Source organism: Mesoterricola sp. JemC181 (genome assembly GCF_055384585.1).
Map to the genome: position 1 here is coordinate 1,555,132 of NZ_AP045076.1, position 26,838 is coordinate 1,581,969.

The following is a 26,838-nucleotide window of genomic DNA, read 5'->3' on the forward strand; positions in this document are numbered from 1 at the left end:
GAGAGGATGATTGATGGCCTCGATACTCCTGACGAAGGTGCTCGCCGCTCCCGTCCCCGACGAGGCCTGGTTCGAGGGGCTGCTGAGGTGGGTGATGGACGGGGACCCGGAAGGCGGCCTCACCTCCGCCCGGTTCCGCCGGCTGCAGGAGCTCCAGGAACACCTCGAACTCCGCCCCTCGGGCCCTGAGTGGAAGGCCCGAATCCAGGCGGTCTGGAGCCATACCAGCGCTGTCGGCCTCCTGGCCGATGCGGGCCTGCCCACCCATGGTTCCTTCCTCCGCGAGGCGGTGGAGCTCCTGGTCGACCGGTTCGTGCCCAGCCTGGATCCCGAGAATGACCTCTCCGCGCTCCTTCACCGCCTGGAGCTCGACGAGGCCGACGGGGACTGGGTCGAGGCCCTGCCGGAGGGGGACGGCCTCTGGGACGGGCTCCTGTCCGTGCCTGCCGAGGCCCGCTGGGACGCCGTCCAGCTCCTGGCCTACCGGGCCGCGGCCCTGGGCCTGGCCCGCGACCTGCTGGGCCTGGGCCCCCAGGAACGCGAACTGGACTCGCCCTTCGCCAGGCTCCCCGAGGCCGCCGCGGCCCTGCGCGTGGGCGGGGATCCGGGATGGGCCGCGCTCCTGGAGGACTGCCGCGCGCGCATGGCCAGGGCCCTGGAGCACCTCGAGACCCACGGGACCAGCTCGGAGCTGGTGTACCGCCTGGATCTCCTGGAGGCCTACCTGGAGCGCTGCGGCAAGCTGGTGGACGTCATCCAGGGCAGGCTCGGCGGCCGGGCGTTCGCCGCCGAGCTGATCCGGAGCAAGGCCCGGGGCCGGCGCCTGGGCACGCTGGTCAAGGGCAGCGTCAGGCTCATGGCCCGGAAGGTCGTGGAGCACACCGGGCGCACCGGAGAGCACTACATCGCCGAGTCCCGCGGGGAGTGGGCGAGCACGTTCTGGTCCGCGGCCGGGGGCGGCGCGCTGACGGCCTTCACCGCGCTCTTCAAGTACGCCCTGGCCGCGGCCGCCCTGGCGCCCCTGGTGGGCGGCCTGGGCTTCGCCGCCAACTACACCCTCAGCTTCGTGGCCATGCAGTTCCTGGGCCTGACCCTCGCTTCCAAGCAGCCCGCCATGACCGCCGCGAGCCTCGCCGGCGCCCTGGAGGACAGCCGCTCCCGGGCCGGCCTCAAGGACCTCGTGGCCGGGATCACCCGCAGCCAGGTCATGGCCACCGCCGGCAACGTCCTGGTGGCGATCCCCGCGACCCTCGCCCTGGCCCTGGCGTGGCGCTGGGCCCTGGGCCGGCCCTTCGTGGATCCGGCCACCGCCGCCCACAGCCTCCACGGACTCCACCCCTTCCGCTCCTGGACCATCCCCTTCGCCATGCTCACCGGGGTCCTCCTCTGGATGTCCAGCCTGGCCGCGGGCTGGGCCGCCAACTGGAGCGCATTCCGCCGCCTGCCCGAGGCCGTGGCGACGCACCGCCGCCTCCGTCTCTGGCTGGGCCCCGCCCGGGCCGAGGCCCTGGGCAGGCAGGTGGAGCACCACTTCAGCGGCGTGGCGGGCTACGTGGCCCTGGGCCTCCTCCTGGGCTTCCTCCCCGTGGCCTTCGCCTTCGCGGGCCTGCCCGTGGAGGTTCGCCACGTGACCCTCAACGCCGCGTCCCTGGCCCTCTGCGCCGTGGAGGACGTGCCGCGCTGGGGGGACATCGCCTGGGGGCTCCTCAGCATCGTCATCATCGGGGTGTGCAATTTCGGGGTGTCGTTCCACCTGGCCCTGAAGACGGCCATGAGGGCCCGCGGGGTGACGGGCTTCCATGAACTGAGCTGGCTGGGCCGGGAGTTCCTGAAGGACCCGTGGACGTTCCTGGGCCCCCCGCGCTAAGGGAACCCGTTCCTTCTTCTCCTCGGCGGGCCGAGGTTCGCCGGGAAATGAAAGGGGATGATTCCCGAACCCCAACGGGCCCTACTTCAACTCATGTGCTTCAAATGCCGTGGATCTTGTAGAAGTACCATGCCGTCAGGATGAACCCCACCCCCACGACGATGGCGCGCACGGTCTTCCGCCCCACCCGGTGGGCCATGTGGGATCCGAAGAACCCTCCGCCCATGGCCGCGATCGCCATGAGGCCGGCGGTGCCCCACACCACGTTGCGGCCGTGGAAGAAGACTTCCGCGCCCAGGAACAGCAGGATGGCCACGCCGTTGATGGACAGGGCCAGGAAGTTCTTGAGGCCGTTCATCTGGTGGATGTCCGTGAGGCCCAGCAGGCTCAGGGCCGCGAGCATGAGGATGCCGATGCCCGCGCCGAAGAAGCCCCCGTAGATGCCCACCAGGAACTGGAAGAAGATGGCGCCCATCCACCAGGTCCGGCTCCGCTCGCCGCCGTGCACGTGCCCGAGGGCCTTGGAGATGGAGTCGTTGGCGGCCATCAGGAGGGTGGCGGTGAGGATCAGCCAGGGGATGAGCAGGTCGAAGGTCTTGGCGGGGGTCGCCAGCATGAGCCACGCGCCCAGCGCGGCGCCGCCCAGCGACGGGGGCACCAGGCGCAGGGCGAAGCGCCGGGTCCCCTTCAGGTCCTCCCGGTGGCCCACGAACCCGCCGATGGACCCGGGCCACAGGGCCAGGGTGCTGGTGACGTTGGCCTGCTGCCCCGTGAGGCCGATGCCCAGCAGGGCGGGGAAGGAGATGAGCGTGCCTCCTCCCGCGATGGAATTGATGGTGCCCGCGGCGAAGGCCGCGGCCAGAACGGTAAGTTCACGCCAGAGATGGGTCATCCCATGAGACTAGAGGCAGTCGGCGCCGTAATCCAGGGTGGGGCGGGAGCTCAAGGGGCGATCCGGGATGGGGCGCTGTCAAGACCTCGTGATACGTTGGAATCATATGGAAAAAAACGAATAAACTTTCATGTTACAACATTAATTTTCTATGGATGATCTCCATCCGCGGCTACGATCGACCCCGCCCTCTGGAGGTGGGCAACCATGAACCTTCGTTCCCTCTCTGCGCATGTCCCCACGTTCGCTCTTCTCATCGCACCCGCGCTGATGGCTCAGTCGGGCCCCCAGCCGCCGCCCCCGGTGATGGTATTCATCCGGGAGGAGGTCAAGCCCGGGAAGGGAGCGGCCCACGAAGCCACCGAGGCCGCCTGGACCCAAGCCATGATCAAAGGCAAATCGACCAACTATTACCTGGGCATGGAGGCCTTGACCGGCCCTTCGGAAGCCTGGTTCCTCGCCGGTTACGGCTCCTTCGCGAAATGGGGCGGCGCCCAGAACGAGTTCGACGCCAACCCCGACCTCAAGAAGGAGATCGCCAGGATCGCCGAACAGGACGGGGAGCTGCTCAGCGGCGCCCGCACCTTCGTGGGGGCCCGCCGCAAGGACCTGAGCTTCGGACCCGACGTGGAGATCGGCAAGATGCGGTACATGCGCGTGCGCACCTTCCGCGTCAAGCAGGGCCAGAACAGGCCCTTCGAGGACGGCCTCAAGGTGGCCCTGGAAGGGTATGCCAAGAGCAGGTATCCGTTCTCCTTCGCCACCTACGAGGTGGTCGCGGGCCAGCCCTCGCCCACCTTCGTGATCCTGCGCCCCATGAAGTCCCTGGGCGACATGGACCTCGCGGACGCGGCCGACAAGGCGTTCCTGGAGGTCATGGGGGAGGACGGCCGCAAGGCCCTCTCCAAGGTCTTCGGGGACAGCGTGCAGTTCGTGGAGAACCAGATCTTCTCCTTCAACCCGAAGCTCACCTTCGCGGGGCCCAGCACCATCGCCAGCGACCCGGCCTTCTGGGCGCCTAGGTAGCGAGTTCGGCCAGCACCGCCGCCGCCGCCCCGGGCACGGCCTCCGCCAGGGCGGGGCTCAGGTCCACGGTCATGTCCTGGGGCAGGGCGATGCTGAGGGTGAAGAGCACCACGTCGGGCTCCCCCAGGTCCATGAGGTAGAAGCTGTCCAGCAGGTCCTTCAGGCCGATGTCGTGCGCGGCCAGGCTGGGGGGGAAGTCGCTGGCGAACTTCGGGGCCAGGCGCCGCAGGGTGCCGGGGGGCCCGCCGTCGGCGGTGGCGTCGACGAGGATGATGCGGCGCGCGTCCTGCATGGGCTCGAGCAGCACCAGGCTGCCGGTTCCCCCGTCCAGGAACTCGACGCCGGGCGGGGCGGGGGCCTCCATGAGCCTGCGCACCACGTGGACCCCGGCCCCCTCGTCGCCGAGGAGCGTGTTGCCGATGCCCAGCACCAGGATCCGGTCAGGCGTCACGGTTGTCCTTCTCGAACTTCCAGCCGCCCACCATGGAGGAGGTGGTGCCCCGCCCCTCGATGTAGTCGTGGTAGAAGACCAGGTACACGTGCACCAGGGTGAAGAGCACGTAGAACCAGAGCATGGCGTGGTGCCACTGGCGCGTGTTCTGGTCGCCGCCCATGAAGGGCACGACCCAGGCGAAGGCCTTTCCGACGATGGAGCGGCTCATGGGGGCATACAGCCCGAACCCCGTGGCCACCTGGAACAGGAAGGCGAAGAAGGTGGCGAAGTAGATGGTCCCCGCCAGGCGGTTGTGCCCCACGTGGACGGGCCCCTTGAGCTTGGTCTGGAAGACGTCCACCTTGAGCACGTCCACGATCTCGTCGAGGTTCTTCCTGGAGGTGGGGATGAACTGCCGCCAGTCGGCGTACCGGTTGCCCACGAAGCCCCAGTAGATGCGGGCCAGGAAGTTGATGAGGAAGACGTAGCCGGCGGCGAAGTGCACGAAGCGCAGGGTGCCGAACCAGTACTGGCCCGAGGCCTCCTGGGCGAACCCCACGTGGATGGGGTTGCCGATGAAGTAGCCCGTGACGGCCAGGGCCGTCACGGCGAAACCGTTGATCCAGTGGAAGGCCCTCACGGGCAGCTCCCACACGTACACCCGCTTGTAGGTGGCGTTGGTGGCGTGCATGTCCCCCTCCGCTCAGTTGAACTGCACCTGGTGGATCTGCTTGCCGCTGGGGTCGTAAAGGTGCACGGCGCAGGCCAGGCAGGGATCGAAGGAATGGATCGTCCGGAGGATCTCCACCGGCTGGTCCACGTTGGCCACGGGCGTCCCGATGAGGGAGGCCTCGTAGGAGGACCGCTGCCCCTTGGTGTCGCGGGGGGAGGCGTTCCAGGTGCTGGGAACGACCAGCTGGTAGTTGTCGATGGCCTTGTCCTTGATGCTGATCCAGTGGGCCAGGGCGCCGCGGGGCGCCTCGGTGAGGCCGACGCCCTCGGCCGCGGCGGGCCAGGTGTCGGGATCCCAGTGGTAGCGGGTGTGGGTTCGCACCTCGCCGTTCCTGATGTTGGCCACCAGCTCGTCGAAGAAGCCCTTCATCCAGTGGGCCACGATCTGGGTCTCCACGCCCCGCGCCGCGGTGCGGCCCAGGGTGGAGAAGAGGGCGGTGACGGGCACGTCGAGCTTGCCGAGCACGACGCCCACCAGCTCCTTCACGTCCGTGTTCCCCTTGGCGTAGGCCACCAGCATGCGGGCCAGGGGACCCACTTCCATGGGGTGCTCCTTCCACCGCGGGGTCTTCAGCCAGGAGTACTTCCCTTCGACGTTGAGCTGGTCGTAGGGCGGCTTGGGCCCGGTGTAGTTGAACTCGGTCTCGCCCCTGAAGGGATGCAGGCCGATCTCGTCGCCGCCGCCGTACTTGTACCAGGAGTGGGAGATGTATTCCCTGATCTCCTTCTCGTCCTTGCCGTTGACCTCATGGACCTCGTTGAGGTTGCGGCCCAGGATGGCGCCGCGGGGCAGCAGGTAGGAGCCCACGTCCCGGATGCCCCGGGTGGGCAGGTCGCCGTAGGCCAGGTAGTTCTCCAGCCCTCCGCCGATGGCGGCCCAGTCCTTGTAGAAGCCGGCGATGGCCAGGAGGTCGGGCACGTACACCTGTTCCACGAAGGTGATGGCGTCCTTGATGAGGCTGGCCACGTGATTGAGGCGTTCGGTGTTGATGGCGTTGACCTCGTCGATGTTGAACGAGCAGGGGACGCCGCCCACCAGGTAGTTGGGGTGGGGGTTCTTGCCGCCGAAGATGGCGTGGATCTTGACAATCTCCTTCTGCCATTCGAGGGCGTCCAGGTAGTGGGACACGGCGATGAGGTTCACTTCCGGCGGGAGCTTGTAGGCCTTGTGGCCCCAGTAGCCGTTGGCGAAGATCCCCAGCTGGCCGCTCTCCACGTACTTCTTCAGGCGCGTCTGCACCGCGGCGAAGTGGCCGGGGTTGGACCTGGGCCAGGCGGACAGGGACTGTGCGATCTTCGAGGCCGCGACGGGATCGGCCTTGAGCATGCTCACCACGTCCACCCAGTCCAGCGCGTGCAGGTGGTAGAAGTGGACCACGTGGTCCTGGACGAACTGGGCGCAGAACATGAGGTTGCGCACCAGCTCGGCGTTCCTGGGAACCTCGATGCCCAGGGCGTCCTCGACGCTCCGGCAGCTGGCCAGGGCGTGGACCGTGGTGCATACGCCGCAGACCCGCTCGGTGAAGGCCCAGGCGTCGCGGGGATCGCGGCCCTTGAGGATCTTCTCGATGCCCCGGACCATGGTGCCGGCGCTGAAGGCGTCCTTGACGACGCCGTTCTCCACCACCGCCTCGATGCGGAGGTGGCCCTCGATGCGGGTGACAGGATCGATGACGATGCGCTTGCTCATCACTTGGCCCCTTCGTCTTCAGTCTGGCCCGCGGGAGAGGATTCCTTCACCGTCTCGGCGATGAGGGGGCGCTTCCGGATGTTGGTGGTGACGGCGTGGGCCGCGACCCCCACCGCGACGCCGATGCCCAGCCCCAGGCCGATGGTGTCGGCGGTGGATTCGATGCCGAAGCCCGGCGTGCTGGGCAGGTGCCGGTAGAAGGGGCCGTTGTCCCAGAACCCGTTCTCCGAGCAGCCGATGCAGCCGTGGCCGGACTGGATCGGGTAGCTGACGCCCCCGTTCCACCTGGTCACCGAGCACGCGTTGTAGGTCACCGGACCCCGGCAGCCCATGCGGAACAGGCAGTAGCCCTTGCGCGCGCCCTCGTCGTCCCAGGCGTCCACGAAGAGTCCGGCGTCATAGTAGGGGCGGCGGTAGCAGGTGTCGTGCACCCGGCGCCCGTAGAACTCCTTGGGGCGGCCCAGGGCGTCCAGCTCGGGCCCGCGCCCGAACATGAGGATGTGGGTCACCACCGCGGCCATGACGTCGGCGATCGGGGGGCATCCCGGGACGTTGATCACGGGCTTTCCGACCAGCCTGGAGATGGCCGTGGCGTTCGTGGGGTTGGGCTTTGCGGCCTGGACGCAGCCGAAAGAGGCGCAGTTGCCCCAGGCGATGATGGCCGCGGCGTCCCGGGCGGCCTTCCTGAGGATCTCCTCGGCGCTCTCGCCGGCGATGCAGCAGTAGGCCCCGTCCGCGCCGGTGGGCACCGAGCCCTCCACCAGAAGGATGTACTTGCCCGCATAGTTCTTCATGGTGTCGTGCAGGCACTTCTCGGCCGCGGCGCCCGCGGCGGCCTGGAGGGTCTGGGTGTAGTCGAGGGAGATGGCGTCCAGGAGCACGTCGGCCACCACCGGGTGGGAGCCGCGGATGAAGGACTCGCTGCAGCAGGTGCACTCCTGGAAGTGGAGCCACACCACCGGAGGCCGGCCCTTCTTCTCGAAGGTGGCCGCCACCGCCGCGGTGGCCTGCGTGCCCAGTCCCGCCGCCACGGCCGCGAATCCGCAGAACTCCATGAACTCCCGGCGGCTATAGCCCTTCTCCTTCATGGTCTCCCACAGGGATTCCCGTGAAACAGACATGCAGCCTCCTCTGGTGTTGAGATTGAGACCCGGTCTTATAAATCATTCAATTAGAAGTGGAAACTCGAGGAATGGTAGTGCGACCTGTGGCGAAGTCAACACAAAGAGCACGCATTTGGTGTGAATTAGTTAACACAAATATTTGTTATATTTAATTCAAATCTGGCCCTGTGCCGCCGGAAGGTCCCGGGGAATTCCGCGCCCTCGCCCCTTCCCCTCCGCGCAGGGAGAAGATCAAGATTGGGCATATAAACCCAATCAAGATCCGACAGCCGGAAAGGCGTCCGATGATCCCCCGCCTCGAGTCCCTCAAAGAGCGCCTGCTCCCGGACCGCACCCTGGGCCTTGAGCAGCGCTTCTTCCAGGGGCTCTGCCTCCTCGCGGCCCTGGTCTCGATCTTCGTGGTCATCCCCCTGGACCTCTTCCAGGACCTCGGTCCGTGGGTGGACGCGGTGAGCCTGTGCTTCGGCGTGGTGTCCCTGGCCATCTACTGGGAGGCGCGGCAGGGCCGCTACCTTAAGAAGACCATGCTGTTCTCCTACGTGGCGTGCCTCGACCTGCTGTGGTTCCCCAACGGCGGCTCCCAGGGCAGCGTCGGGCTCCATTTCTTCGAGGCCGGGCTGGGACTGGTCCTGTTCTTCAGGGGGCGTTTCCGGTATGCCGGCATCGCCCTGCTGGTGGCCAACGTCACGGCCCTGCTCCTGGCGGAGCGGGCCTGGCCGGACCTGGCCTACCCCTTCCGCTGGCCTTCCGGACGGCTCCTGGACCTCACCACGGGCTATGCCATCTCCCTCCTCGTGTGCTCCCTGATGCTCGGGTACGTCCTGGGCGGGCTGGAGCGGGAGCAGGCGAGGCTGCGCCAGGCCCTGGAGGACAGCCGGAGGGCCGAGGCGGAACTGGCGGAGTCCCGGGCCCGGCTGTTCCAGGCGCAGAAGATGGAGAGCCTCGGCAGCCTCGCGGGAGGCATCGCCCACGACATGAACAACGTCCTGGGCGCGATCCTGGGCCTGGCCTCGGTGTACGAGCACAGGGCGCTGCCGGGCTCGGACCAGGCGCGGGACATGGGGACGATCCGCCTCGCCTGCGAACGCGGCGGAAGCATGGTCAAGGGCCTCCTGGGGTTCGCCCGGAAGGGCGTGCCGGAGGAGCGGGACGTGGACCTGAACGCCCTGGCCCGGGAGCAGATCGCACTGCTGGAGAGGACCACCCTCCGGCGGGTGATCCTCGAGACCGATCTGGGCGACGGCATCCGCCAGGTCCGGGGGGACCCGGCGGCCCTGGGGCTGGCCCTGATGAACATCTGCCTCAACGCCGTGGACGCCATGCCCGGCGGGGGTTCCCTGCTGATCCGCACCTTCAACGGCCCGGAGGGGACCGTGATCCTCGAAGTGGCCGACACGGGGACCGGGATGCCTCCGGACGTCGTGGCGCGGGCCATGGATCCCTTCTTCACAACCAAGCCCCAAGGGCAGGGCACGGGGCTGGGCCTTTCCATCGCCTTCGCGACCCTCGCGGCCCACAAGGGGAGCCTGGACATCCAGAGCCGGCCGGGACGAGGCACCCAGGTGCGCCTGCGCCTTCCGGGCCTGGAGACCGCCCTCCCCGGAGCGCCGGCGGCAGGGGCCCTCGGGCCCTCCCGGCGGCCCCTGAAGGTGCTCGTGGTGGACGACGACGAGCTGGTGCGGGAGTCCCTGGAGGCGCTCCTTGAGGCCCTGGGCCACGCCTGCGCCCTCGCGGAAGGGGGCGAGGCGGCCCTTGCCACGCTCGAAGCCGGCCTGCGCCCGGACGTGGTGCTCCTGGACATGAACATGCCCGGACTGGACGGGGGGGCCACCCTGCCGCGTCTCCGCCTCATCGAGCCGGACGTCCCGGTCCTCCTGGTCACGGGGAGGGTGGACCAGAACGCCCTGGACCTGGTGGCCTCCCACACCGGCGTCTCGCTGCTGGGCAAGCCCTTCGGCATCCGGGACCTCCAGGCGCACCTGGACGCGCGCACCGCCGGATAGGCTAGAATCGGGAAGCCTCGAAAGGACCTCCCCGTGCCCCGCATGCCCCTGCTCCCAGCCGTTCTCGTGGCCCTGGCGGCCAGCCCCCTCCTCCACGCGCAGGCCCGCCCCGCCCAGGAGCTCCTCAAGGAGGCCCAGGCCGCGGCCGCGGGCCGGACGGTCCTGGTGGCCTTCCACGCCTCCTGGTGCGGCTGGTGCCGGCGCCTGGAGGCCGTACTGGCCCGCCCCGCGGTGAAGGCGGTCATGGACCGCCACTTCGTCACCCAGTGGCTGACCATCCAGGAGCGGGGACCGAAGAAGGAGCTGGACAACCCCGGCGCCGCCGAGCTGTACGCCACCTGGACCGGCGGCGTGAAGACCGGGATCCCCTTCTACCTGGTGCTGGACGGCAAGGGCGCGCCGCGCTCCACCTCCATCCGCCCCATCGCCGGCGGCCCCGCCGAGAACATCGGCTATCCCGGCAGCCCCGCGGAGATCCAGGCCTTCGTCTCGCTGCTCAAGGACGGCGCCCCCGGCCTGACCCAGGCCGAGATGGAGATCCTCGCGGCCGAACTGGACGCCGCGAAGCCGGTGAAGTGATGCTCACCCTGCGTCCCGCCGCCCCCGGGGACATCCCCCTCATCCTCGCCTACGTGCGGGAGCTGGCCCTGTACGAGAAGGCCCCCGAGAAGGCCGTGGCCACGGATGCCGACATGCGCGGGGCGATCTTCGGGGAGCACCCCTACGCCTGGGTGATCCTGGCCGAGTGGGAGGGCCGCCCCGCCGGCTTCGCCCTGTGGTTCTACAACTTCAGCACCTGGGAGGGGAAGCCTTCGCTCTACCTGGAGGACCTCTTCGTGAGGCCCGGGTTCCGTGGCCACGGGATCGGCAAGGCCCTCCTGAAGCGCCTCGCCGCCATCGCCCTCGAGAAGGGCTGCACGCGCTACATGTGGGCCGTCCTGGACTGGAACCAGCCCTCCATCGACTTCTACGAGCGCCAGGGAGCCAAGGTGATGCGGGAATGGCTGCACTGCCGGGTCGAGGGCGAGGCACTGGAAAGACTGGCCAGGGAATAGCCCTTCCTCGGCGATCCTCGGCCCCTCGGCCACCTCGGCGGAATGCATCGCCGAGGTGGCCGAGGGGCCGAGGACCGCCAAGGAAGGCAGGGAGGGCGGTTCAGCCCTTCCATCTCCGGAAATGGGCGTATTCCATGCCGAACTCCGCCATCACCTTGCCCACCAGGTGGTCCTCCATGTCCTCAACGGACGCGGGACCGTGGTAGGAGGTGAGGACGGGCGGCATGATCACGACGCCCATCTTCGCCAGTTCGAGCATGTTCTTCAGGTGGATGACGCTGAGAGGCGTCTCCCGGGCCATGAGAACCAGCTTGCGGCGCTCCTTGAGGGTCACGTCGGCGGCGCGCAGGAGGAGGTTCTCGGAATAGCCGTGGGCGATGCCGGCCACCGTCTTCATGCTGCAGGGGATGACCACCATGCCTTCGGTGCGGTAGGTGCCGCTGGCGATGGTGGCGCCGATGTTCCTCACGTCGTGGGTGCGGGTGGCCAGCGCCTCCAGCTCCCTCTGGGGCAGGTGGAGCTCGTGCTCCAGGGTGCGGCGGGCGCCGTCGGTGGTGACCAGGTCGGTCTCCCAGCCATCCTGCTCCCGCATCGCGTGCAGGAGCCGGATGGCCAGGTTCGCGCAGCTGGCGCCGCTGATGCCCACCACGAGGCGCTTGGGACCGGTCATCCTAGTGCACCATGAACCGCACCCACAGGGCGCTGATGGGCATGGCGATGAAGAGCGCCGGGAGCATGTTCGCCACCGAGAAGGGCTTGATGCCCGCGATGCGGAAGCCCGTGGCGACCATGATGAGGCCGCCGCAGGCGGAGAAGTCCGCGATCATGAAGGGCGTGGTCATGGGCAGGATCTTGGTGGCGAGCAGGAAGAGGCTGCCCTGGATGACGAACTGCGGGATCGCCAGGGTGGCCACGGAATAGCCCAGGGCCGTGGCGAAGATGGCCGCGGTGAAGAGGTCCAGGAAGGACTTCACCATGAGCAGGGAGGTGTCCCCGGTCATGCCCTCGTTCATGGCCCCGAAGATGCCGGTGCCGCTGGCGCAGAAGAGCACCAGGATGGCCACGAACTTGCCGAGGAACTCCTCGTGGGTGATGCCCTCGGCGGGCTTGGCGAACTTGTCGATGAAGCCGCGGGTCTTGCTGGCGAGCTTCATGATGTAGTCCTCCAGGTGGAGGAGCTCGCCGATGGCGGTGCCCACCAGGAGGGCCAGGATCACCGCGGGGAGGAACTTGACCTTGACGATCATGGCGATGCCCAGGCCCATGGAGGACACCCCGAAGACCAGGGGCATCTTGGTGCGCAGGTTCTCGCTGATCTTGTTGCCCATGGAGGCGCCGGTGAGGCTGCCGAGGACCACGGACGCGCCGTTGACGAAAGGACCGATCATATGTGCTCCGGAAGAAGGTGGGTTGCGGGTCGGCCTAGAGGAAGCGCTTGTAGTCGACTTCCATGAACTGGGCGCGCTGGAACCTCGCCTTGAGCTCGAAGGGGACGGTGCAGTCGAAGATGGCCTTGGTGGTGATGCCCTTGCCGCGGATGGAGGGGCTCATCTCGGGGGTCTGAGAGGGGTCCAGGGGGTGGCAGCGCACGCCGGGGATGGCGATGACGTCGGCATCGGCCTGGAAGCGGGTGGTCATGGCCCACAGCACGTCGTTGGTGTCGAAGGGGTCCACGTCCTCGTCCACGAGGATCACGTGCTTGAGCTCGGAGAAGGACGAGAAGGCCAGGAGCGCGGCCTGGCGCTGGCGGCCCTCGTCGAAGGGCACGGCCTTCTTCACCTGGAGGATGGCGAGGTACTTGCCGCCGCCCGAGGGGTGCGCGTAGACGTTCTGCAGGAAGCCGGGAAGGGCCTTGCCGACCATCATCTTGATGGAGGCCTCGGTGGGGATGCCCGCGAGGTTCACGTGCTCCTCGGAGGGACCGATGGTGGTCTGCATGATGGGATTGACGCGGTGGGTGACGGCCGTGACCTTGATGACGGGCAGGCTCGGGTGCGCGGGGCCGTTGTAGCCGGGGAACTCGGGCATCGCCTTGCCGGTGTGGCTGTTCTGGTCCTCCACGACGCGCACGTCGGGCTGGAGGAAGCCCTCGATGACGATCTCGGCGTGGGCGATGGCCTTGGCGTCCACCGTGAGGCACTCGACCACTTCCACGGCCTTGCCCCGCAGCGCGCCGGCGATGCCCAGCTCGTTGAAGCCCAGGGGCGTGGAGGGGGCCTCGAAGCACGCGGCGACGTACACTGCGGGGTCCAGGCCGATGCTGATGGAGATGGGCTGGGGCTGGCCGGCCTTCTCGGCCTTGATGCGGAAGGCGTCCAGGTGGCGGCCGGGGACGAACATCATGGAGATCTCGTCCTTGCCCTGGATGCAGAGGCGGTGGATGGTCACGTCCTCCTGGCCGTTCTCGGGATCCTTGCCGTAGCACAGGCCCATGGTGATGAAGGGGCCGGCGTCCTCGGGGGTATTGGTGGGGGCGGGGATGAGGGTCCGGATGTCGAAGCCGGGTTCGGAGGCCTTGTGGACCACTTCCTGGCACACGGCGCTGCCGGCCTTGACGACCTTGGGAACGATGGGGGCGTTGAGCGCGTCGCAGAGGATGGAACCCACCTTCTCCACGGTCGTGCCCAGGAGCAGGGCCACGCGCCTGCGGTCGGCGAGCATGCCGATGGAGACGCGGGAGCCGGGAAAGCCCTTGATGTTGTTGAAGAGCATCGCGGGGCCGAGCTTGGTGGGGCGCATGACGGTGCCGCCCGCGCCGATGTAGCGGTAGACGCCGGAGAGCTCGGCGATGGGGTCCACTTCCACGTCGGTCTGGTGCAGCTGCCCCTCGTGCTGCTCCAGGAGCTCGATGGCCGAGCGGAGATCGTGGACGGTGACGGCGGTTTCTATTGGCGACATCTGGGTCCTCCTTTTAGGATTCCCCATCAGACCGCAGACGATTTCCCGCGGATAATACCGTTTCCAACTGCGGTCCATTGTCCTTCGATATGGAGCTACCCGGCCACGATCGCCTCGATGACGTCGCGGATGGCCTGCGACAGGTACCGGTCCGTGCGGTGGATGAGCGCGGGGTGCAGGGTCAGGCCCGGCAGGTCCAGGGGGTGGATCTCGAAGCGGTCCCCGAGCGTCCCGGGGATCTCCGAGGCGGGGATGATGGCGGCGGCCTGCAGACCCCGCAGAAGGCAGCCCAGCAGGGTCCGCACATCCGGTGAATCCAGGATGATGCGGGGTTCGATATCCTTCTCCTGGAAGGCCTTCAGCAGGAATTCGAAGGTGCCTCCGCCGGTCCAGCGCCGCATGCAGATCAGCGGGATCCCGGCCAGGTGCTCGACGCCGATCCGCGCGGGCAGGCCCGCGGGTGCCAGCCCCGCCGGCATGACCACGCAGAGGTTGCCCGTGGGAAGCAGGCGCACCGTGTTGCCTTCCCTCGGCACGGGCAGGAGCAGGATCGCGAAGTCCAGCTCCCTGGATTCCACGTGGGTCGCCAGGTCCGAGCTGTCGGAGATGAGCAGGCTGAACTTCAGCCTGGGAAAGCGCGCGTTGAACCCGGGCAGCAGCTTGAGGAAGTGGGACGCGCACACGCTGGAGGTGCCGATGCGGATCGTCCCCGAGAGCCCGTCGGCCACGTTCTTGACTTCGGAGGGGATGTCGCCCAGCTGGTCCAGGACCTGCCGGGCCCGCTCGTAGAGCATCCGTCCGGACTCCGTCACCTGCCAGGCGTGGCCCTCGCGGATGATGAGCTGGACGCCGAGCTCGTCCTCCAGTTCCTTGAGGCGCTGGCTCAGCGGGGGCTGGGACATGTTGAGGAGCCGCGCGGCGCGGCTGATCTGGCCCTGCTCGACGATGGTGCAGTAGTACGTGAGCCGCTTGGTGTCCATGGGGCTTCCCTCATATCGGCTTGCAATGGTCCCCAGTGCGAAACGGTATTAGGGCGCATCCCCGACTGGGCGTATTCCCATAGTGACCCATTTTTTTCCTTCCGGGGCAAGCGCCCCGATCTCCGAATGTCCCCGTGCCGCGGCCTGTACCGCCGGGGGAAACGTCCACCCACTTTCCGAGGAGCGCCCCCATGCGCCGCAACCCAACCCTGTCCCTGCTCGCGCTGGCGTCCATCGGCGCCTGCGCCCAGGCCGCCGACGTGCAGATCTACGCCACGCTCCTCCCCTTCCTGGAGAGCGTGAGGACCACGGGCGCCACGCCCGCGGGCCTCACGCCCGCCCTGGGCGGCGCAAGCCAGGTTCCGGGTTCGGCCTACACGGGCATCGACCTTCCCTCCCGCCTGCGCATCACCTCCGGCACCTCCAACCTGGGCTTCCGGGGCGCGTGGAAGGTGGCCGACGACCTCCAGGTGTTCTGGCAGATCGAGAACGCCATCAGCCCCGACGGCGACGCCCCCAACACCCTGGCGGGCCGCAACTCCGCCGTGGGCCTCAAGGGCAGCTGGGGCACCGCGTTCTACGGCAACTGGGACACGCCCTACAAGTTCCCCCTCCTGGCCGTGGGCCCCCTGCGCGGCCTGAGCCCCTTCGACAACGCGCTCACCGCCAACCCCGGCTTCAACGTGCCCGGCACCACGACCCAGAGCGGCCGCGTCAACGGCAAGGCCGATGCCGCCTTCAACCGCCGGCAAGGCAACAGCATCCAGTACTGGTCCCCCGTGTGGAACGGCTTCTCCGCCCGCGTGGGCGTCTCCGTGGACGAGGGGAAGACCGTCGCCACCGCCGCCGCGCCCTCCGTGAGTCCCACGATCCTTTCCGGCCTCGTGACCTATGCCCAGGGCCCCGTGAAGGTCAGCTACGGGTTCGAGCGGCACAACGACTACTTCGGCCTGTCCCAGCTGGGCGGCAACGCGGGCGCCACCCTGACGAACAAGGCCTCTTCCGACACCGGGCAGGAACTGGTGGCTTCCTACGCCTTCAGCACCGGCACCAAGGTCTCCGCGGTGGTGGAGCAGCTCACGTACGACACCGACGACACCGCCGCCGGCGCCCTCCGCCAGTACAGGCGCACCAACTGGTACACCCTGGTCCAGCAGCAGCTCGGCAGGCACCAGGTGTGGGCGGCTTTCGGCCGCGGCAGCGCCGGTTCCGCCCAGCGCAACGGCGGCGCCGCCGCCTCCACGGACGGGCTGGAAGGGACCCAGTGGAGCGCGGGCTATTCCTACGCCATCGCCAAGAACGTGGACCTGTTCGCGTCGTACTACGGCATGACCAACGGCCGCTCCGGCACCCTCGCCGAGTTCCCGCCGGTGGGTACCGTCGCCCCGGGCGCGAACACCACGGGCATGGGCCTGGGCCTGCTCATCACGTTCTAGGTTCCATCCGTTCGGGCGTCCCGGTCAGCCAGAGGATGCCCAGCTTGACGCTCACGAACTTCCAGCCCTGGGGCGTGCGGCGGTACGTGCTGTCGTACCAGCCGCCGCCGTCCCAGTGCTCGAAGGGCGTGGCGCCCACGTGGACGGCCTGGAGGCAGGAGCGGGATGCCGCGGTGTCGCCGTCGACCGTGATCTGGTGGTTGGTGCTGATGTGGTGGGTGCCCGAATACCTGGCGAGGCCGTGGGGCATCAGCTCGGGCATGCGCTCCCTGGGCATGCGGAACGTGCCGCCGGTGGTGGGGTCGGGAAGCTCCACGTAGCCGCCCTCCGCGAAGTTGGCCGCATAGCCTTCGTAGTCCTTCGCGTCCAGGCAGGACGCGAAGCTGAACAGCAGGTCGCTGATGCGGGCGCGGTCGACGAGCCACTGCACCTGGTCACGGATGGAGGAATCGGTCATGGGAAGCTCCTGGTCCGGTAATGCAGGTCTTGTTCCAATATCTAAAGTGCTTATTAGCCCGTGCTTATTTCAGAAGCAGGCGCACGGGTCAAATCGATTGTGAACAACCGGCCGGTGCACTTGTCCATTTCCCGAACAACGCGGAGAAAAAAAAACGGGCACCCGAAGGTGCCCGTTCTTTTCATGTTCATTCGTGTCAGTGTGCGGCCACGGCCGCTTCCACCGCCGCCTTGACCTGCACGGCCAGCTGTCCGGGGGTCACTTCGGCCAGCTGATAGGCCACGCGCACCATCGGCTTGGAGACCTTCAGGACGCGGGTGATGTCGATGGGCGTGGCGGAGATGACCACGTCGCAGGGGGTGGCTTCGATGGTCCGCTCGAGGTCGGCGACCTGCTCGGCCCCGTAGCCCATGGCGGGGAGGATGCCCCTGGCGTTGGGATACTTGGCGTAGGTGGCGGCGATGGACTTCACGGCGTAGGGGGTGGGGTCCACGATGGTGCCGACGCCCACGGCCTTGGCGGCGACGACGCCGGCGCCGTAGCTCATGGAGCCGTGGGTGAGGGTCGGGCCGTCCTCGATGATGAGGGCCTTCCTGCCCTTGACCAGCTCGGGCTTCTCGCAGGTGACGGGCGAGTTGGCGCGGATGACCACGGCCTTGGGATTGAGGCGGGCCGCGGCGGCTTCGATGGACTTGATGTCCTCTTCCTTCGCGGAGTCGCACTTGTTGATGACGATGACGTGGGCCATGCGGAAGTTGGCCTCGCCGGGGTGGTAGATGGACTCGTGGCCCGCGCGCAGGGGATCGGCGATGACGATGTGCAGGTCCGAGGCGTAGAAGGGCAGGTCGTTGTTGCCGCCGTCCCACAGGATCACGTCGGCTTCCTTCTCGGCGCTGCGGATGATCTGCTCGTAGTCGACGCCGGAGTAGATGATGAAGCCGTTGTCGATATGGGGCTCGTACTCCTCCCGCTCCTCGATCGTGCATTCGTGCAGGTCAAGATCGCTGTAGGTGGCGAAGCGCTGGCAGGCCTGCTTGGCGAGGTCTCCGTAGGGCATGGGGTGGCGGATGGCCACGACCTTCTTGCCCAGGCCCTTGAGGATGTTGGAGATGTAGCGGGTGGTCTGGCTCTTGCCGGCGCCGGTGCGCACGGCGGTGATGGCGATGACGGGGACCTTGGACTTGATCATGGTCTTGTCGGCGCCCAGCAGCTCGAAGTCCAGGCCCAGCGCGATGCAGCGGCTGGCCATGTGGCCGACGTACTCGTGGGTCACGTCGGAGTAGGAGAACACGGCCACGTCGGGCTTGTCGCGCTTGACGATCTGTTCCAGCTCCTGCTCGGGGACGATGGGGATGCCGGCGGGATAGAGCTTCCCGGCCAGGACGGCGGGGTAGATCCGCTCGTCGATCCCGGGGATCTGGGTGGCGGTGAAGGCGACGACCTGGTAGTCGGGGTTGTCGCGATACACGGTGTTGAAGTTGTGGAAGTCGCGGCCTGCGGCTCCCAGGATGACGACACGACGCGGGGTGGACATTCAATTCTCCCTTTGTGGGTCGACCGAATTACCGACACACCCGAAATGGGTAGTCATGGTCTCGGGACCATGGTTATGCGGCAATGTTAGCCCTTTAAACCGGTTTGTCACATGCATCGTGACTTTTGGTATACATGACCGGATCAGGAGGATTTCCGGGGCCGGAAAAGTGCTAGTCTTTCCACATGAATGCATCAACATTGCTCCGTCAGGTCCTGGGACGGCGGTGGGTCCAAGCCCTCGCTCTCCTGGTCGTTCTCTATGCGGCGGCCGGGTTCCTCCTCGCACCGGCCCTGATCCGGGCTCAGCTTCCGAAGCGGCTGGCGCCCATGCTCCACCGGGAAGTTACGGTGGCCCGGGTGCGTGTCAACCCCTTCGCCCTCTCCGTCACGCTGGAGGGCTTCCTGGTGAAGGACAAGGACGGCTCGGCCCTGCTGGGCTGGGACCGGCTCTACGTCAACCTGGGCGCCGCCACCCTGTTCCGGCTGGCCCCGGTCTTCCAGGAGATCCGCCTGGAGGGCTTCCACGCGCAGGTGGTGCTGGACAGGGAAGGCAACCCCACCTTCCAGGACCTGCTGGTGGCCTCACCCGAGCCCCCCAGGCCCGCGGGGCCCCTCCCGGACATCCGCATCCGCAAGCTCACCGTGGTGCACGCCCGGGTGGACTTCGCGGACCGCTCCACCACCCCCGCCTTCACCACGGTCCTGGGCCCCCTGAGCCTCGACCTGGACGGCTTCCGCCTGAAGCCCGACAACAACAACCCGTACGCCTTCACGGGGCGCACCGAGCGGGGCGAGACCTTCGGGTGGCGGGGCCACTTCTTCGTGGAGCCCCTGCGCAGCCAGGGAAGCTTCTTCGTGGGGGGCCTCCACCTGCCCAAGTACGCCCCGTACTACCGTGACAGGATGGACGTCGAGCTGATGTCCGGCACGCTGGACGTGAAGGCCGACTACGAGTTCCGGTGGGGCGAAGGCAGCCACGCCGTGCGCCTCCACAAGGGCGAGGCGGGCCTGGACAACCTCTCCCTGGGCGAGACCGGCGCGCCCGGCTCCGCCGTCGACCTGGCCGAGGTGCGGGTCAAGGGCCTGGAGGCGGACCTCCTGGAATCCAAATTCCACGTGGCCTCCCTCGCCGTGCGCAACAGCCGGCTCAAGGTGGAGCGAAACGCCTCGGGCAGCATCAACCTCATGCGCATGGCCACGCCACGCGTGCCCGCCAAGCCGAAGAAGGCCGAACCCTTCACCTTCGACCTGGACGAACTCCGCGTGGAGAACCAGTCCGTCGCCTTCCGGGACCTGGTGCCCAGACGCCCCGTGGACCTGACCCTCGACCAGCTGGCCCTCACCGTCAGGAAATTCAGCATGGATCCGGCCAGGCTCTGCGACGTGGACCTGGATCTGCGGTGGAACGGCAGGGGACGCGTCCATGCCGCGGGCACCGCGGCGCCGCTGAAGTCCGCCGGGGCCCTGGAGCTCAAGGTGGACGACCTGGACCTGGCGCCCCTGGACGGCTATGCGGCGCCGGACGCCACCCTCGCCTCCGGGCGCCTGGGGCTGGCCGGGCACGCGGACTTCGACCTTCCCGCCGCGAGGTACGCCTTCCGGGGGCAGGCCCGTGTGGACGGCTTCAAGGCGGTCGCGGGCAACGCCGAGGTGGCCTGGGAAGCCCTGCGCGTGGCCGGAATCAGGGCCGCCTCGAGCCCCATGGCCGTGTCCCTGGCATCCGTCGACTGGGACCGGCCCGCCTTCAGGTTCGTGCGCACCGCCGCGGCCCCGGCGGTGCCGGCGGAAAAGCCCGCGGAGAAGTCCGCGCCCGGCGCCCCGGTGAAGGCCGAGATCGGCGCCTTCCGGTTCAAGGGGGGCTCCTTCACGTTCCTGGACCGGAGCCTGCAGCCGGTGGTGGCCCTCTCCCTGGACCACATCGACGGCCAGGTGGGCCGGCTCTCCTCGGACCCCGGGTCCCGGGCCTCCATGGAGCTGAAGGCGCTGGTGGACGGCGCCGCGCCCTTCACCGCCAAGGGCACCGTGAACCTCCTGTCCCAGGCCGCCTACACCGACGTGGCCCTGGTCATGGGCGGCATGGACCTGTCGCCCCTGAGTCCCTACTCGGGCCGCTACGTGGGCTACGGCATCGAGAAGGGCAAGCTGGAACTGGACATGAAGTACCTCGTGCAGGACCGCAAGCTCGAGGGCGAGAACCGGATCCGCATGGACCAGTTCACCCTGGGCGGGGCGGTGGAGAGCCCCGAGGCCGTGCACGTGCCGGTGAAGCTGGGCCTGGCCCTGCTGCGGGACCGCCACGGCGTCATCGACCTGGACGTGCCAGTGCGCGGGGACCTGGCCTCCCCCGACTTCAAGCTGGGCCGGGTCATCTGGCGCGCCGTCATCAACGTCTTCGCCAAGATCGCCACTTCGCCCTTCGCGCTGATCGGCAAGGCCTTCGGGGGCGGGGACGCGGACCTCAGCCTCCTGCCCTTCCCGCCCGGGGGGGACGCCGTCGACGCCCAGGGGGCCAAGGTCCTGGAGACCCTCGAGAAGGGCCTCTTCGAGCGCCCCGGCCTGCGCCTGGAGATGGAGGGCACCGCGGGCGAGGTCGATGTGCCCGCCCTGAAGCTCGCGGAGCTGGAGGCCTCCCTGGCGCGCCTCAAGGGCCAGCCCCTGGGGCCCGGTGAGCGGCCGAAATTCCTGCGCGCCGCCTACCTCCAGGCATTCCCCCCGCCCAAGGACCCCAAGGAGGCCAAGGTCGCTCCCGAACCCGCCCCGGCCGACATGGAAGCCCGGCTCCTTGCCCGGGTCGATGTGGACGCCGCTGCCCTTCGGCTGTTGGCCCGCCGTCGCGTCCAGGCCGTCCGGGACCGCCTCCTGGGCTCGGGAAAGGTGTCCGAGGACCGGGTCTTCATCGTCGACGGTGGGGAACGGGCCCGGAAGGAAGGCGGAAGCCGTGTCTATTTCGAACTGAAGTGAACCCCCGGAGGGATGCTTGGACAAGCTGCTCACGATCTCCCTGGCCGTCCTCTGCGCCTGGCCCCTGGCCGCCGGCGACGGCATCCAGTACCAGCTCAACGGCCGGGCCACGCAGCCTGGCAAAAGCCTGAAGGACATCGGCTTTTCCCGTACCGGCGCCGGCGGCGGCTTCGCCGTCCTCGTGGGGAAGGAGGCCATGCGTCTGCGCGTGCGCCTGGATGGGGATTCCTTCCCCGCCGATGGCGGCCGCGTCGCGATGAACAACTATGGCCTGGGCGCGGACGGCCTCCTGACGCTGGCCCCCGATTCGGCCTTCCATCCCACGATCTCCGCGGGGGTGGTCCTCCAGAAATGGCGGATGGGATCCGAAGGGACGTACGACCAAGCCACCGGCCTGGGCAACAGGGGCACCTACAACGGCTCCACGGGCCTTCTCAAGCTGGCGGTCCGGGCGGAGGCGGGCATCCAATACAAGGAGCGGTTCGCCCTCTACGTGGGGATGCTCACGGGCCGGATCGGGTGGGACCGCCGGGCCCGGTGCCCCTACGTGGGGTTCTCGGTGAACATCCTGTAGACGCGAAAAGGGGCCCCGCAGGGCCCCGTTTCGCGCGATCCGGCAGGCTAGTGGTTGGCCGCGTACTCGCGCAGGCCTTCCTGGGTGGGCTTCATGGCCTTGTCGCCCTTCTTCCAGTTGGCGGGGCAGACCTCGCCGTTCCTGGTGTGGAAGTCCAGGGCGTCCACCACGCGGAGGACCTCCTCCACGTTGCGGCCCAGGGGCAGGTCGTTGACGGTGATGTGGCGCAGGATGCCCGCCTCGTCCACGAGGAACAGGCCGCGCAGGGCGATGCCGCCGGGGAGCAGGACGTTGTAGTCCGCCGCGATGGACTTGGACAGGTCGGAGACCAGCGGGAAGCTGACGCCCTTGATGCCGCCGTTCCTGATCTCGGTGTTCGCCCAGGCCCAGTGGCTGAAGTGGGAGTCGACGCTCACGCCCAGCACCTGGGTGTCGCGGGCCTCGAACTCCTTGACGGCGTCGGAGAAGGCCAGGATCTCGGTGGGGCAGACGAAGGTGAAGTCCAGGGGGTAGAAGAACAGGACGACCTTCCTGCCCTTGTACTGGCTGAGGGTGACTTCCTTGAACTCGCCGTTCACGAGGGCGGTGGCCTTGAAGTCGGGTGCGGGTTGAGTTACGAAAGCAGCCATGTGGCCTCCTGTGGGGGAACGATTTCCAGTGAGTTTCCAGGCTACGATGGGGCCCGCAGGCGAGGCAAGGGAATTGTGACCAGTTTGGTAAACTTTCGGTAAATCGCTTTTTCGGATAAGCTTATCTTCAACTTTTGTGCCCTTTTTGAGGACGTCATGCCCGCAATCCAGTTATCGATATTTTCCGAGATCGGCCGCCTGAAGCAGGTGGTCGTGCACAACCCCGGCCCCGAAGTGGACATGATGGTTCCGGACATGATGGAGGAGCTGCTCTTCGACGACATCCTCTACGGGGACCTCGCCCGGGCCGAGCACGGGGTGTTCCGGAAGGTGCTGGCCCGGGTGGCCGACGAGGTGCTGGACATCCAGGACCTCTTCGTGGAGTCGCTCGATTCCGAAGGGGTGAAGCTGGCCTTCATCGAGGACTTCCGGCGCCTGGTGGACATGCCCGACGAGTCCGCGAACCTGCTGCGGGCCATGGCTCCCGCGGACGTGGCCCGGGCCGTGATCACCGGCATCCCCTGGGACGACACCCTGAGCCACACCCACTGGCAGAAGCGCTTCGACTACACCGTGCGCCCCATCCCGAACCTCCTGTTCATGCGGGATCCCGCCGCGGTGGTGGGCCGCGGGTACAACATCAACTTCATGGCCACCTGGGCCCGGGAGCGCGAGCCGCTGATCCTCAGCTACGTCTTCCGCCACCACCCGCGGCTGTGCCACCTCCAGGAGGCGGACCGGCTCTTCGACCAGCTCACGCCGCTTCTCAAGGGCGAGATCCGCATGCCCCAGAGCCTGGAGGGCGGGGACACCCTGGTGCTCTCCGACAAGGTGCTGGCCGTGGGCTGCAGCGAGCGAACTTCCGCCGACGCCATCCACATGCTGGCCGAGAACCTGCGCCGGCAGGACCTCTCCTTCGACACCCTGCTCATGGTGCTCATGCCCAAGGTGCGCAGCGCCATGCACCTCGACACCATCTTCACCCGGGTCAGCGAAGGCGAGTGCCTGATCTACCCGCCCTTCTTCACGGACCACAGCCGCGAGCTGCTCAACGTCGTGAAGTTCGACCTGCGCCACAAGACCCTGCAGACCTCCGTGGAGGCCAACCTCCTGCGGGCCCTGAAGGGCGTGGGCATCGACCTCGAACCCATCCGCTGCGGCGGGGACAACTACATCATGCAGCAGCGGGAGCAGTGGACCGACGGCGCCAACGCCTTCTGCCTGGCCCCGGGCGTGATCGTCATGTACAGCCGCAACCACGCCACCGCCGGCGAACTCGCCAAGGCCGGCTACCGGATCCTCATGGCCCGGGACCTCATCGCCGACCCGTCCATCGATCTTCTGGACGGCGGCAAGTGGGCCGTGATGCTCGAGAGCGCCGAGCTGAGCCGGGCCCGTGGGGGGCCGCGGTGCATGACCATGCCGCTGGCGAGGGGCTAGGAGCCTGAATCCTGTTACGTAGACAGGCTCCCGGCCCAAGGTGTGACCTCCGACACCATGGATTCGGATCCCAGGGACTCATAATCATCCTGCCAAGGATCCGGAGCCCCCATGACCGTCAAGCCGCAGACCCGCATCTTCTCCCACGGATACGACCCCCAGCGCTCCGAGGGCGCCGCGGTGCCTCCGGTGTTCCGCACCTCCACGTTCATCTTCAAGACCGCCGCCGAGGGCAAGCGGGCCTTCGAGATCGCCTACGGCCTCGACTGTCCCAAGGCCGGGGAGAGCCCGGCCCTCATCTACACCCGCGTGAACAACCCCAACAGCGAGATCCTGGAGGACAAGGTCGTTGTGTGGGACGGCGCCGAGGCCGCCGCCCTGTTCTCCTCGGGCATGGGCGCCATCTCCAGCACCTGCCTGGCCTTCCTGAAGCCCGGCGACACGCTGCTCTTCTCGGATCCGGTGTACGGCGGCACCGAGTACTTCTTCCGCCGGGTGCTCCCCCAGTTCAACATCCGGACGATCCCGTTCCCCGCCGGGACCCCCCGCGAGGAGCTGGAGCGCCTAGTCAAGACCGATCCCACCGTCAAGGTCATCTACATCGAGTCCCCCGCCAACCCCACGATGATGCTTTCGGACATCCGGGGCGCCTCGGAGCTGGCCGCCGCCTATTCCCGCGAGGACCACAAGATCCTGGTCGTGGTGGACAACACCTTCATGGGACCCATCTTCAGCAAGCCGCTCGAACTGGGCGCCGACGTGATCCTCTACTCCGCCACGAAGTTCCTGGGCGGGCACTCCGACCTGGTGGCGGGCGTGGCCATGGGCAGCGCCGCCCTGGTGGGCCAGATCAAGGTCATGCGCACCATCCTGGGCTCCAACTCCGACCCGGACACGGCCTGGCTCATCCAGCGCTCCCTGGGCACGCTCCAGCTGCGCATGGAGCAGCAGCAGGCCAGCGCCCTGCGCATCGTGGACTTCCTGCGCACCCACCCCAAGGTCCAGTGCGTGGCCTACCCCGGCAGCCCGGCCATGGGCGAGGCCCAGACGGCCCTCTGGAAGGACCAGTGCACCGGCACCGGGAGCATCATCGCCTTCTGCGTCAAGGGCGGCGAAACCGAGGCCTTCAGGGTGCTGGACGCCGTGCGGCACATGAAGCTGGCCGTGAGCCTCGGGGGCATCGAGAGCCTCATCGAGCACCCCGCCTCCATGACCCACTCCGACATGACCCCGGAGGAGAAGGCCCAGGCCGGCATCACCGACAACATGGTGCGCATGTCCGTGGGCCTGGAGGACGCCCAGGACCTCATCGCCGACCTCGCCCAGGCCCTGGGGACCATCTGACCCTCTAGACATCATGTATTGGCCTCGCATCCGATGAGGGGCTCGGTGACATAGGCATCCGGGGGCTCTGCCCCCGTGCCCCCGGGATTTTTCGCATGCCGCCCAAAAAATAGGCAAAGGGCCGGAGGTTCTCCGGCCCGCCCATTTTCCGGGCCCGGGACGGCGCTCAGGTCGCATCCCTGCGGAGCCTTATCCTCCGCCCGGCTGCCCCAAGGGTGGTACCCGGATGGAGCTTCGGCAAGGCCTCCGGTTTTCCCGAAAAGGGCCTGCCCTATCTCAAGCAACGCGGATTAAGCTCGGTGCGCCAAACAACCCACCGGCTCAGAGCCGTTATTGAGGAGGGCAGGCCATGCCAGTCTATAGCAAATTCGTCGGGATGGATGTCCATAAGGAGACGATCGCCGTCTCCGTGGCGGAAGCCTCTGGAGGCGAGGTCCGCTACGTGGGGGAGTTCCGGAACAACCCCGAAGCAGTCACGAAGCTGATTCGGCAGCTTCGCAAGGGAGAAGCGTCGCTGTTGTGCTGTTACGAGGCAGGGCCCTGTGGCTATGTCCTTCATCGCCAACTCCTGGGAATGGGGGTAGCCAACCAGGTGGTGGCGCCGTCCCTGATTCCCAAAAAACCTGGAGATCGGGTCAAGACGGATCGACGGGATAGTCAGACCCTGGCCCGGCTGCTCAGGGCCGGCGAGCTGACGGCGGTCTGGGTCCCAGATGAAACCCAGGAGGCCCTGAGGGATCTGACCCGAGGCCGGGAGGACCTGAAGCACCTGGAACGCCAGGCCAAACAGCGCCTGCAGGCCTTTCTCCTGCGCCACGGCAGAATCTACGAGCATGAGAAGAAGTGGAGCCGAATGCACTTCCGGTGGCTGGAAGACGTGAAATTCGACCAGCCGGTCCAGCAGGTCGTGTTCCAGGACTATCTGGATACGCTCCAGATGCTGAGCCGGAGGGTGGAGGCATTAGAGGAGCAACTTGAAGCCGCCGGCACTGCTTCTGGATTCGCGGCGGTGATCGAAGGGCTGATGGCCCTGCGCGGGATCAGCCGGATCGCGGCGACAACCACCATGGCGGAGATTGGCGACCTGCATCGGTTCAGGACCGCCCCTCAGTTGATGGCGTTTCTGGGCCTGGTCCCAAGTGAACACTCAAGTGGAGCCAAGCACTCCCGCGGCGGCATCACCAAGACCGGGAATGGGCACGTCCGCCGAGTCCTGGTGGAGGCGGCCTGGACCTATCACCATCCCGCCCGGAAGACAGCACACCTCCAGCAGAAGGCGAAGCGGGCCCCGGAAAGAATCCAGGAAATCGCCTGGAAGGCCCAGGTGCGGCTCTGCGGCCGCTATCGCCTCCTGGAGAGCAAGGGCAAGCTCAAGGTCAAAGTCTGCACAGCCATTGCCAGGGAACTGGCGGGCTTCATCTGGGCCATCGGTCAGGCCTTCCCCGGTCCCGATCCCGCGTCACCGGGGGCGAATACAGAGTCGCAGTGCATCGGCAGCAGAACGGGCAACGGTGGGAGAACCCTCGGTGCTCCTATGTAGGCGTCCAGCGATGGAATGACCCTCAACTCTAGAGCAAGGAAGCTCCCCGACGAATCGGTTGTCATGCCGGTAACCAACCCGCGAATATCAGACTGATCAACCGGCGGAATGCCGTCCGTTCTGCTCCCCATGCACTGTCAAACTAAAGAGGTCTGGCACCCTTGACAGGCCAATACATATCAGGAGCCTGTCTGCGCAATAGGAGGCCCCGCGACGGCGCC

General features: G+C 67.6%; 22 protein-coding genes and 1 pseudogene. 11 read left to right on the forward strand and 12 right to left on the reverse strand.

The window, feature by feature from the left end; genetic code table 11:
- The first annotated feature begins 13 nt into the window (after nucleotides 1-13).
- The gene (locus tag ACZ5MC_RS06850; protein ID WP_306599576.1) at nucleotides 14-1,867 is read left to right on the forward strand and encodes a hypothetical protein; all 1,854 of its coding nucleotides are present in this window, start codon (nucleotides 14-16) and stop codon (nucleotides 1,865-1,867) included.
- A 100-nt stretch (nucleotides 1,868-1,967) separates the two neighbouring features.
- On the opposite strand, the gene ACZ5MC_RS06855 is transcribed toward ACZ5MC_RS06850, so the two are convergent.
- Nucleotides 1,968-2,759 carry a sulfite exporter TauE/SafE family protein gene (locus ACZ5MC_RS06855; protein ID WP_306599577.1) on the reverse strand — a complete coding sequence of 264 codons (792 nt, stop codon included), beginning with the start codon at nucleotides 2,757-2,759 and terminating at the stop codon, nucleotides 1,968-1,970.
- A 207-nt stretch (nucleotides 2,760-2,966) separates the two neighbouring features.
- Here ACZ5MC_RS06855 and ACZ5MC_RS06860 point away from each other — a divergent pair, with 207 nt between their 5' ends.
- Complete coding sequence (locus ACZ5MC_RS06860) at nucleotides 2,967-3,785, forward strand: hypothetical protein (protein ID WP_306599578.1); 819 nt, start codon at nucleotides 2,967-2,969, stop codon at nucleotides 3,783-3,785.
- Here the strand turns inward: ACZ5MC_RS06860 and ACZ5MC_RS06865 are convergent.
- From ACZ5MC_RS06865 to ACZ5MC_RS06880, 4 genes are read right to left on the reverse strand one after another with little or no spacing between them, the layout of a single operon-like run.
- Nucleotides 3,778-4,236 carry a hydrogenase maturation protease gene (locus ACZ5MC_RS06865; RefSeq protein ID WP_464517370.1) on the reverse strand — a complete coding sequence of 153 codons (459 nt, stop codon included), beginning with the start codon at nucleotides 4,234-4,236 and terminating at the stop codon, nucleotides 3,778-3,780. The two genes, ACZ5MC_RS06860 and ACZ5MC_RS06865, sit on opposite strands and share 8 nt — an antisense overlap.
- Nucleotides 4,226-4,909: a Ni/Fe-hydrogenase, b-type cytochrome subunit gene (gene cybH / locus ACZ5MC_RS06870; protein WP_306599580.1), complete on the reverse strand. Its 684-nt coding sequence runs from the start codon at nucleotides 4,907-4,909 to the stop codon at nucleotides 4,226-4,228. The genes ACZ5MC_RS06865 and cybH overlap by 11 nt, the downstream gene beginning before the upstream one ends.
- A gap of 12 nt (nucleotides 4,910-4,921) precedes the next feature.
- Nucleotides 4,922-6,640 carry a nickel-dependent hydrogenase large subunit gene (locus tag ACZ5MC_RS06875; RefSeq protein WP_464517371.1) on the reverse strand — a complete coding sequence of 573 codons (1,719 nt, stop codon included), beginning with the start codon at nucleotides 6,638-6,640 and terminating at the stop codon, nucleotides 4,922-4,924.
- On the reverse strand, nucleotides 6,640-7,761 hold the full coding sequence (locus ACZ5MC_RS06880; RefSeq protein ID WP_464517372.1) for a hydrogenase small subunit: 1,122 nt from the start codon (nucleotides 7,759-7,761) through the stop codon (nucleotides 6,640-6,642). The genes ACZ5MC_RS06875 and ACZ5MC_RS06880 overlap by 1 nt, the downstream gene beginning before the upstream one ends.
- A 287-nt stretch (nucleotides 7,762-8,048) precedes the next feature.
- Between ACZ5MC_RS06880 and ACZ5MC_RS06885 the strand changes: the two genes are divergently transcribed.
- Genes ACZ5MC_RS06885 through ACZ5MC_RS06895 form a run of 3 tightly spaced genes read left to right on the forward strand, consistent with a single transcriptional unit; the run spans nucleotide 8,049 to nucleotide 10,822 of the window.
- A complete protein-coding gene (locus tag ACZ5MC_RS06885) occupies nucleotides 8,049-9,767 on the forward strand; it encodes an ATP-binding protein (protein WP_464517373.1) in 1,719 nt (572 codons plus the stop codon).
- 42 nt (nucleotides 9,768-9,809) lie between these two features.
- Complete coding sequence (locus tag ACZ5MC_RS06890) at nucleotides 9,810-10,346, forward strand: thioredoxin family protein (protein ID WP_306602315.1); 537 nt, start codon at nucleotides 9,810-9,812, stop codon at nucleotides 10,344-10,346.
- Nucleotides 10,346-10,822, forward strand: a complete 477-nt coding sequence (locus tag ACZ5MC_RS06895) for an N-acetyltransferase family protein (RefSeq protein WP_464517374.1) — start codon at nucleotides 10,346-10,348, stop codon at nucleotides 10,820-10,822. Before ACZ5MC_RS06890 ends, ACZ5MC_RS06895 begins: the two co-directional genes overlap by 1 nt.
- 100 nt (nucleotides 10,823-10,922) lie before the next feature.
- On the opposite strand, the gene ACZ5MC_RS06900 is transcribed toward ACZ5MC_RS06895, so the two are convergent.
- The 4 genes from ACZ5MC_RS06900 to ACZ5MC_RS06915 form a co-directional block, all read right to left on the reverse strand.
- A complete protein-coding gene (locus ACZ5MC_RS06900) occupies nucleotides 10,923-11,492 on the reverse strand; it encodes a UbiX family flavin prenyltransferase (protein ID WP_306599585.1) in 570 nt (189 codons plus the stop codon).
- Nucleotide 11,493: 1 nt separating this feature from the next.
- Entirely contained in the window at nucleotides 11,494-12,210 is a 717-nt protein-coding gene (locus tag ACZ5MC_RS06905) for a DUF554 domain-containing protein (protein ID WP_306599586.1), read from the reverse strand.
- A gap of 34 nt (nucleotides 12,211-12,244) precedes the next feature.
- Nucleotides 12,245-13,720 carry a UbiD family decarboxylase gene (locus ACZ5MC_RS06910; RefSeq protein ID WP_306599587.1) on the reverse strand — a complete coding sequence of 492 codons (1,476 nt, stop codon included), beginning with the start codon at nucleotides 13,718-13,720 and terminating at the stop codon, nucleotides 12,245-12,247.
- A 95-nt stretch (nucleotides 13,721-13,815) separates the two neighbouring features.
- Complete coding sequence (locus tag ACZ5MC_RS06915; RefSeq protein WP_464517375.1) at nucleotides 13,816-14,700, reverse strand: LysR family transcriptional regulator; 885 nt, start codon at nucleotides 14,698-14,700, stop codon at nucleotides 13,816-13,818.
- A gap of 191 nt (nucleotides 14,701-14,891) precedes the next feature.
- Here ACZ5MC_RS06915 and ACZ5MC_RS06920 point away from each other — a divergent pair, with 191 nt between their 5' ends.
- Complete coding sequence (locus ACZ5MC_RS06920; RefSeq protein ID WP_464517376.1) at nucleotides 14,892-16,136, forward strand: porin; 1,245 nt, start codon at nucleotides 14,892-14,894, stop codon at nucleotides 16,134-16,136.
- Here ACZ5MC_RS06920 and ACZ5MC_RS06925 read toward each other — a convergent pair.
- Nucleotides 16,126-16,593 carry a nuclear transport factor 2 family protein gene (locus tag ACZ5MC_RS06925; protein ID WP_464517377.1) on the reverse strand — a complete coding sequence of 156 codons (468 nt, stop codon included), beginning with the start codon at nucleotides 16,591-16,593 and terminating at the stop codon, nucleotides 16,126-16,128. The two genes, ACZ5MC_RS06920 and ACZ5MC_RS06925, sit on opposite strands and share 11 nt — an antisense overlap.
- A gap of 196 nt (nucleotides 16,594-16,789) precedes the next feature.
- Nucleotides 16,790-18,127, reverse strand: a complete 1,338-nt coding sequence (locus ACZ5MC_RS06930; RefSeq protein ID WP_306599591.1) for a cyclic 2,3-diphosphoglycerate synthase — start codon at nucleotides 18,125-18,127, stop codon at nucleotides 16,790-16,792.
- Between the two features lie 200 nt (nucleotides 18,128-18,327).
- On the opposite strand from ACZ5MC_RS06930, the gene ACZ5MC_RS06935 reads away from it, so the two are divergent.
- A complete protein-coding gene (locus tag ACZ5MC_RS06935) occupies nucleotides 18,328-21,090 on the forward strand; it encodes a DUF748 domain-containing protein (protein ID WP_464517378.1) in 2,763 nt (920 codons plus the stop codon).
- Nucleotides 21,091-21,106: 16 nt separating this feature from the next.
- Nucleotides 21,107-21,664: a hypothetical protein gene (locus ACZ5MC_RS06940; protein WP_306599593.1), complete on the forward strand. Its 558-nt coding sequence runs from the start codon at nucleotides 21,107-21,109 to the stop codon at nucleotides 21,662-21,664.
- A 47-nt stretch (nucleotides 21,665-21,711) separates the two neighbouring features.
- On the opposite strand, the gene ACZ5MC_RS06945 is transcribed toward ACZ5MC_RS06940, so the two are convergent.
- Nucleotides 21,712-22,293, reverse strand: a complete 582-nt coding sequence (locus ACZ5MC_RS06945; RefSeq protein WP_464517379.1) for a peroxiredoxin — start codon at nucleotides 22,291-22,293, stop codon at nucleotides 21,712-21,714.
- 156 nt (nucleotides 22,294-22,449) lie between these two features.
- On the opposite strand from ACZ5MC_RS06945, the gene ACZ5MC_RS06950 reads away from it, so the two are divergent.
- The 3 genes and pseudogenes from ACZ5MC_RS06950 to ACZ5MC_RS06960 form a co-directional block, all read left to right on the forward strand.
- Nucleotides 22,450-23,733: an arginine deiminase gene (locus ACZ5MC_RS06950; protein ID WP_306599595.1), complete on the forward strand. Its 1,284-nt coding sequence runs from the start codon at nucleotides 22,450-22,452 to the stop codon at nucleotides 23,731-23,733.
- 111 nt (nucleotides 23,734-23,844) lie between these two features.
- Nucleotides 23,845-25,077 (forward strand): trans-sulfuration enzyme family protein, encoded by a 1,233-nt coding sequence (locus ACZ5MC_RS06955; protein WP_464517380.1) that lies wholly within the window; start codon nucleotides 23,845-23,847, stop codon nucleotides 25,075-25,077.
- A 349-nt stretch (nucleotides 25,078-25,426) separates the two neighbouring features.
- Nucleotides 25,427-26,506, forward strand: a pseudogene (locus tag ACZ5MC_RS06960) (IS110 family RNA-guided transposase); the annotation flags it as partial.
- Between the last annotated feature and the right edge of the window lie 332 nt (nucleotides 26,507-26,838).

Excerpts from the sequence above, each read along its gene's own strand:
- cybH (WP_306599580.1), bottom strand. The coding sequence starts at position 4,909 with ATGCACGCCACCAACGCCACCTACAAGCGGGTGTACGTGTGGGAGCTG.
- ACZ5MC_RS06915 (WP_464517375.1), bottom strand. The coding sequence starts at position 14,700 with ATGGACACCAAGCGGCTCACGTACTACTGCACCATCGTCGAGCAGGGC.
- ACZ5MC_RS06850 (WP_306599576.1), top strand. The coding sequence starts at position 14 with ATGGCCTCGATACTCCTGACGAAGGTGCTCGCCGCTCCCGTCCCCGAC.
- ACZ5MC_RS06930 (WP_306599591.1), bottom strand. The coding sequence starts at position 18,127 with ATGTCCACCCCGCGTCGTGTCGTCATCCTGGGAGCCGCAGGCCGCGAC.
- ACZ5MC_RS06890 (WP_306602315.1), top strand. The coding sequence starts at position 9,810 with ATGCCCCTGCTCCCAGCCGTTCTCGTGGCCCTGGCGGCCAGCCCCCTC.
- ACZ5MC_RS06950 (WP_306599595.1), top strand. The coding sequence starts at position 22,450 with ATGCCCGCAATCCAGTTATCGATATTTTCCGAGATCGGCCGCCTGAAG.
- ACZ5MC_RS06955 (WP_464517380.1), top strand. The coding sequence starts at position 23,845 with ATGACCGTCAAGCCGCAGACCCGCATCTTCTCCCACGGATACGACCCC.
- ACZ5MC_RS06925 (WP_464517377.1), bottom strand. The coding sequence starts at position 16,593 with ATGACCGATTCCTCCATCCGTGACCAGGTGCAGTGGCTCGTCGACCGC.
- ACZ5MC_RS06895 (WP_464517374.1), top strand. The coding sequence starts at position 10,346 with ATGCTCACCCTGCGTCCCGCCGCCCCCGGGGACATCCCCCTCATCCTC.
- ACZ5MC_RS06885 (WP_464517373.1), top strand. The coding sequence starts at position 8,049 with ATGATCCCCCGCCTCGAGTCCCTCAAAGAGCGCCTGCTCCCGGACCGC.
- ACZ5MC_RS06875 (WP_464517371.1), bottom strand. The coding sequence starts at position 6,640 with ATGAGCAAGCGCATCGTCATCGATCCTGTCACCCGCATCGAGGGCCAC.
- ACZ5MC_RS06860 (WP_306599578.1), top strand. The coding sequence starts at position 2,967 with ATGAACCTTCGTTCCCTCTCTGCGCATGTCCCCACGTTCGCTCTTCTC.
- ACZ5MC_RS06945 (WP_464517379.1), bottom strand. The coding sequence starts at position 22,293 with ATGGCTGCTTTCGTAACTCAACCCGCACCCGACTTCAAGGCCACCGCC.
- ACZ5MC_RS06910 (WP_306599587.1), bottom strand. The coding sequence starts at position 13,720 with ATGTCGCCAATAGAAACCGCCGTCACCGTCCACGATCTCCGCTCGGCC.
- ACZ5MC_RS06855 (WP_306599577.1), bottom strand. The coding sequence starts at position 2,759 with ATGACCCATCTCTGGCGTGAACTTACCGTTCTGGCCGCGGCCTTCGCC.
- ACZ5MC_RS06905 (WP_306599586.1), bottom strand. The coding sequence starts at position 12,210 with ATGATCGGTCCTTTCGTCAACGGCGCGTCCGTGGTCCTCGGCAGCCTC.
- ACZ5MC_RS06920 (WP_464517376.1), top strand. The coding sequence starts at position 14,892 with ATGCGCCGCAACCCAACCCTGTCCCTGCTCGCGCTGGCGTCCATCGGC.
- ACZ5MC_RS06880 (WP_464517372.1), bottom strand. The coding sequence starts at position 7,761 with ATGTCTGTTTCACGGGAATCCCTGTGGGAGACCATGAAGGAGAAGGGC.
- ACZ5MC_RS06900 (WP_306599585.1), bottom strand. The coding sequence starts at position 11,492 with ATGACCGGTCCCAAGCGCCTCGTGGTGGGCATCAGCGGCGCCAGCTGC.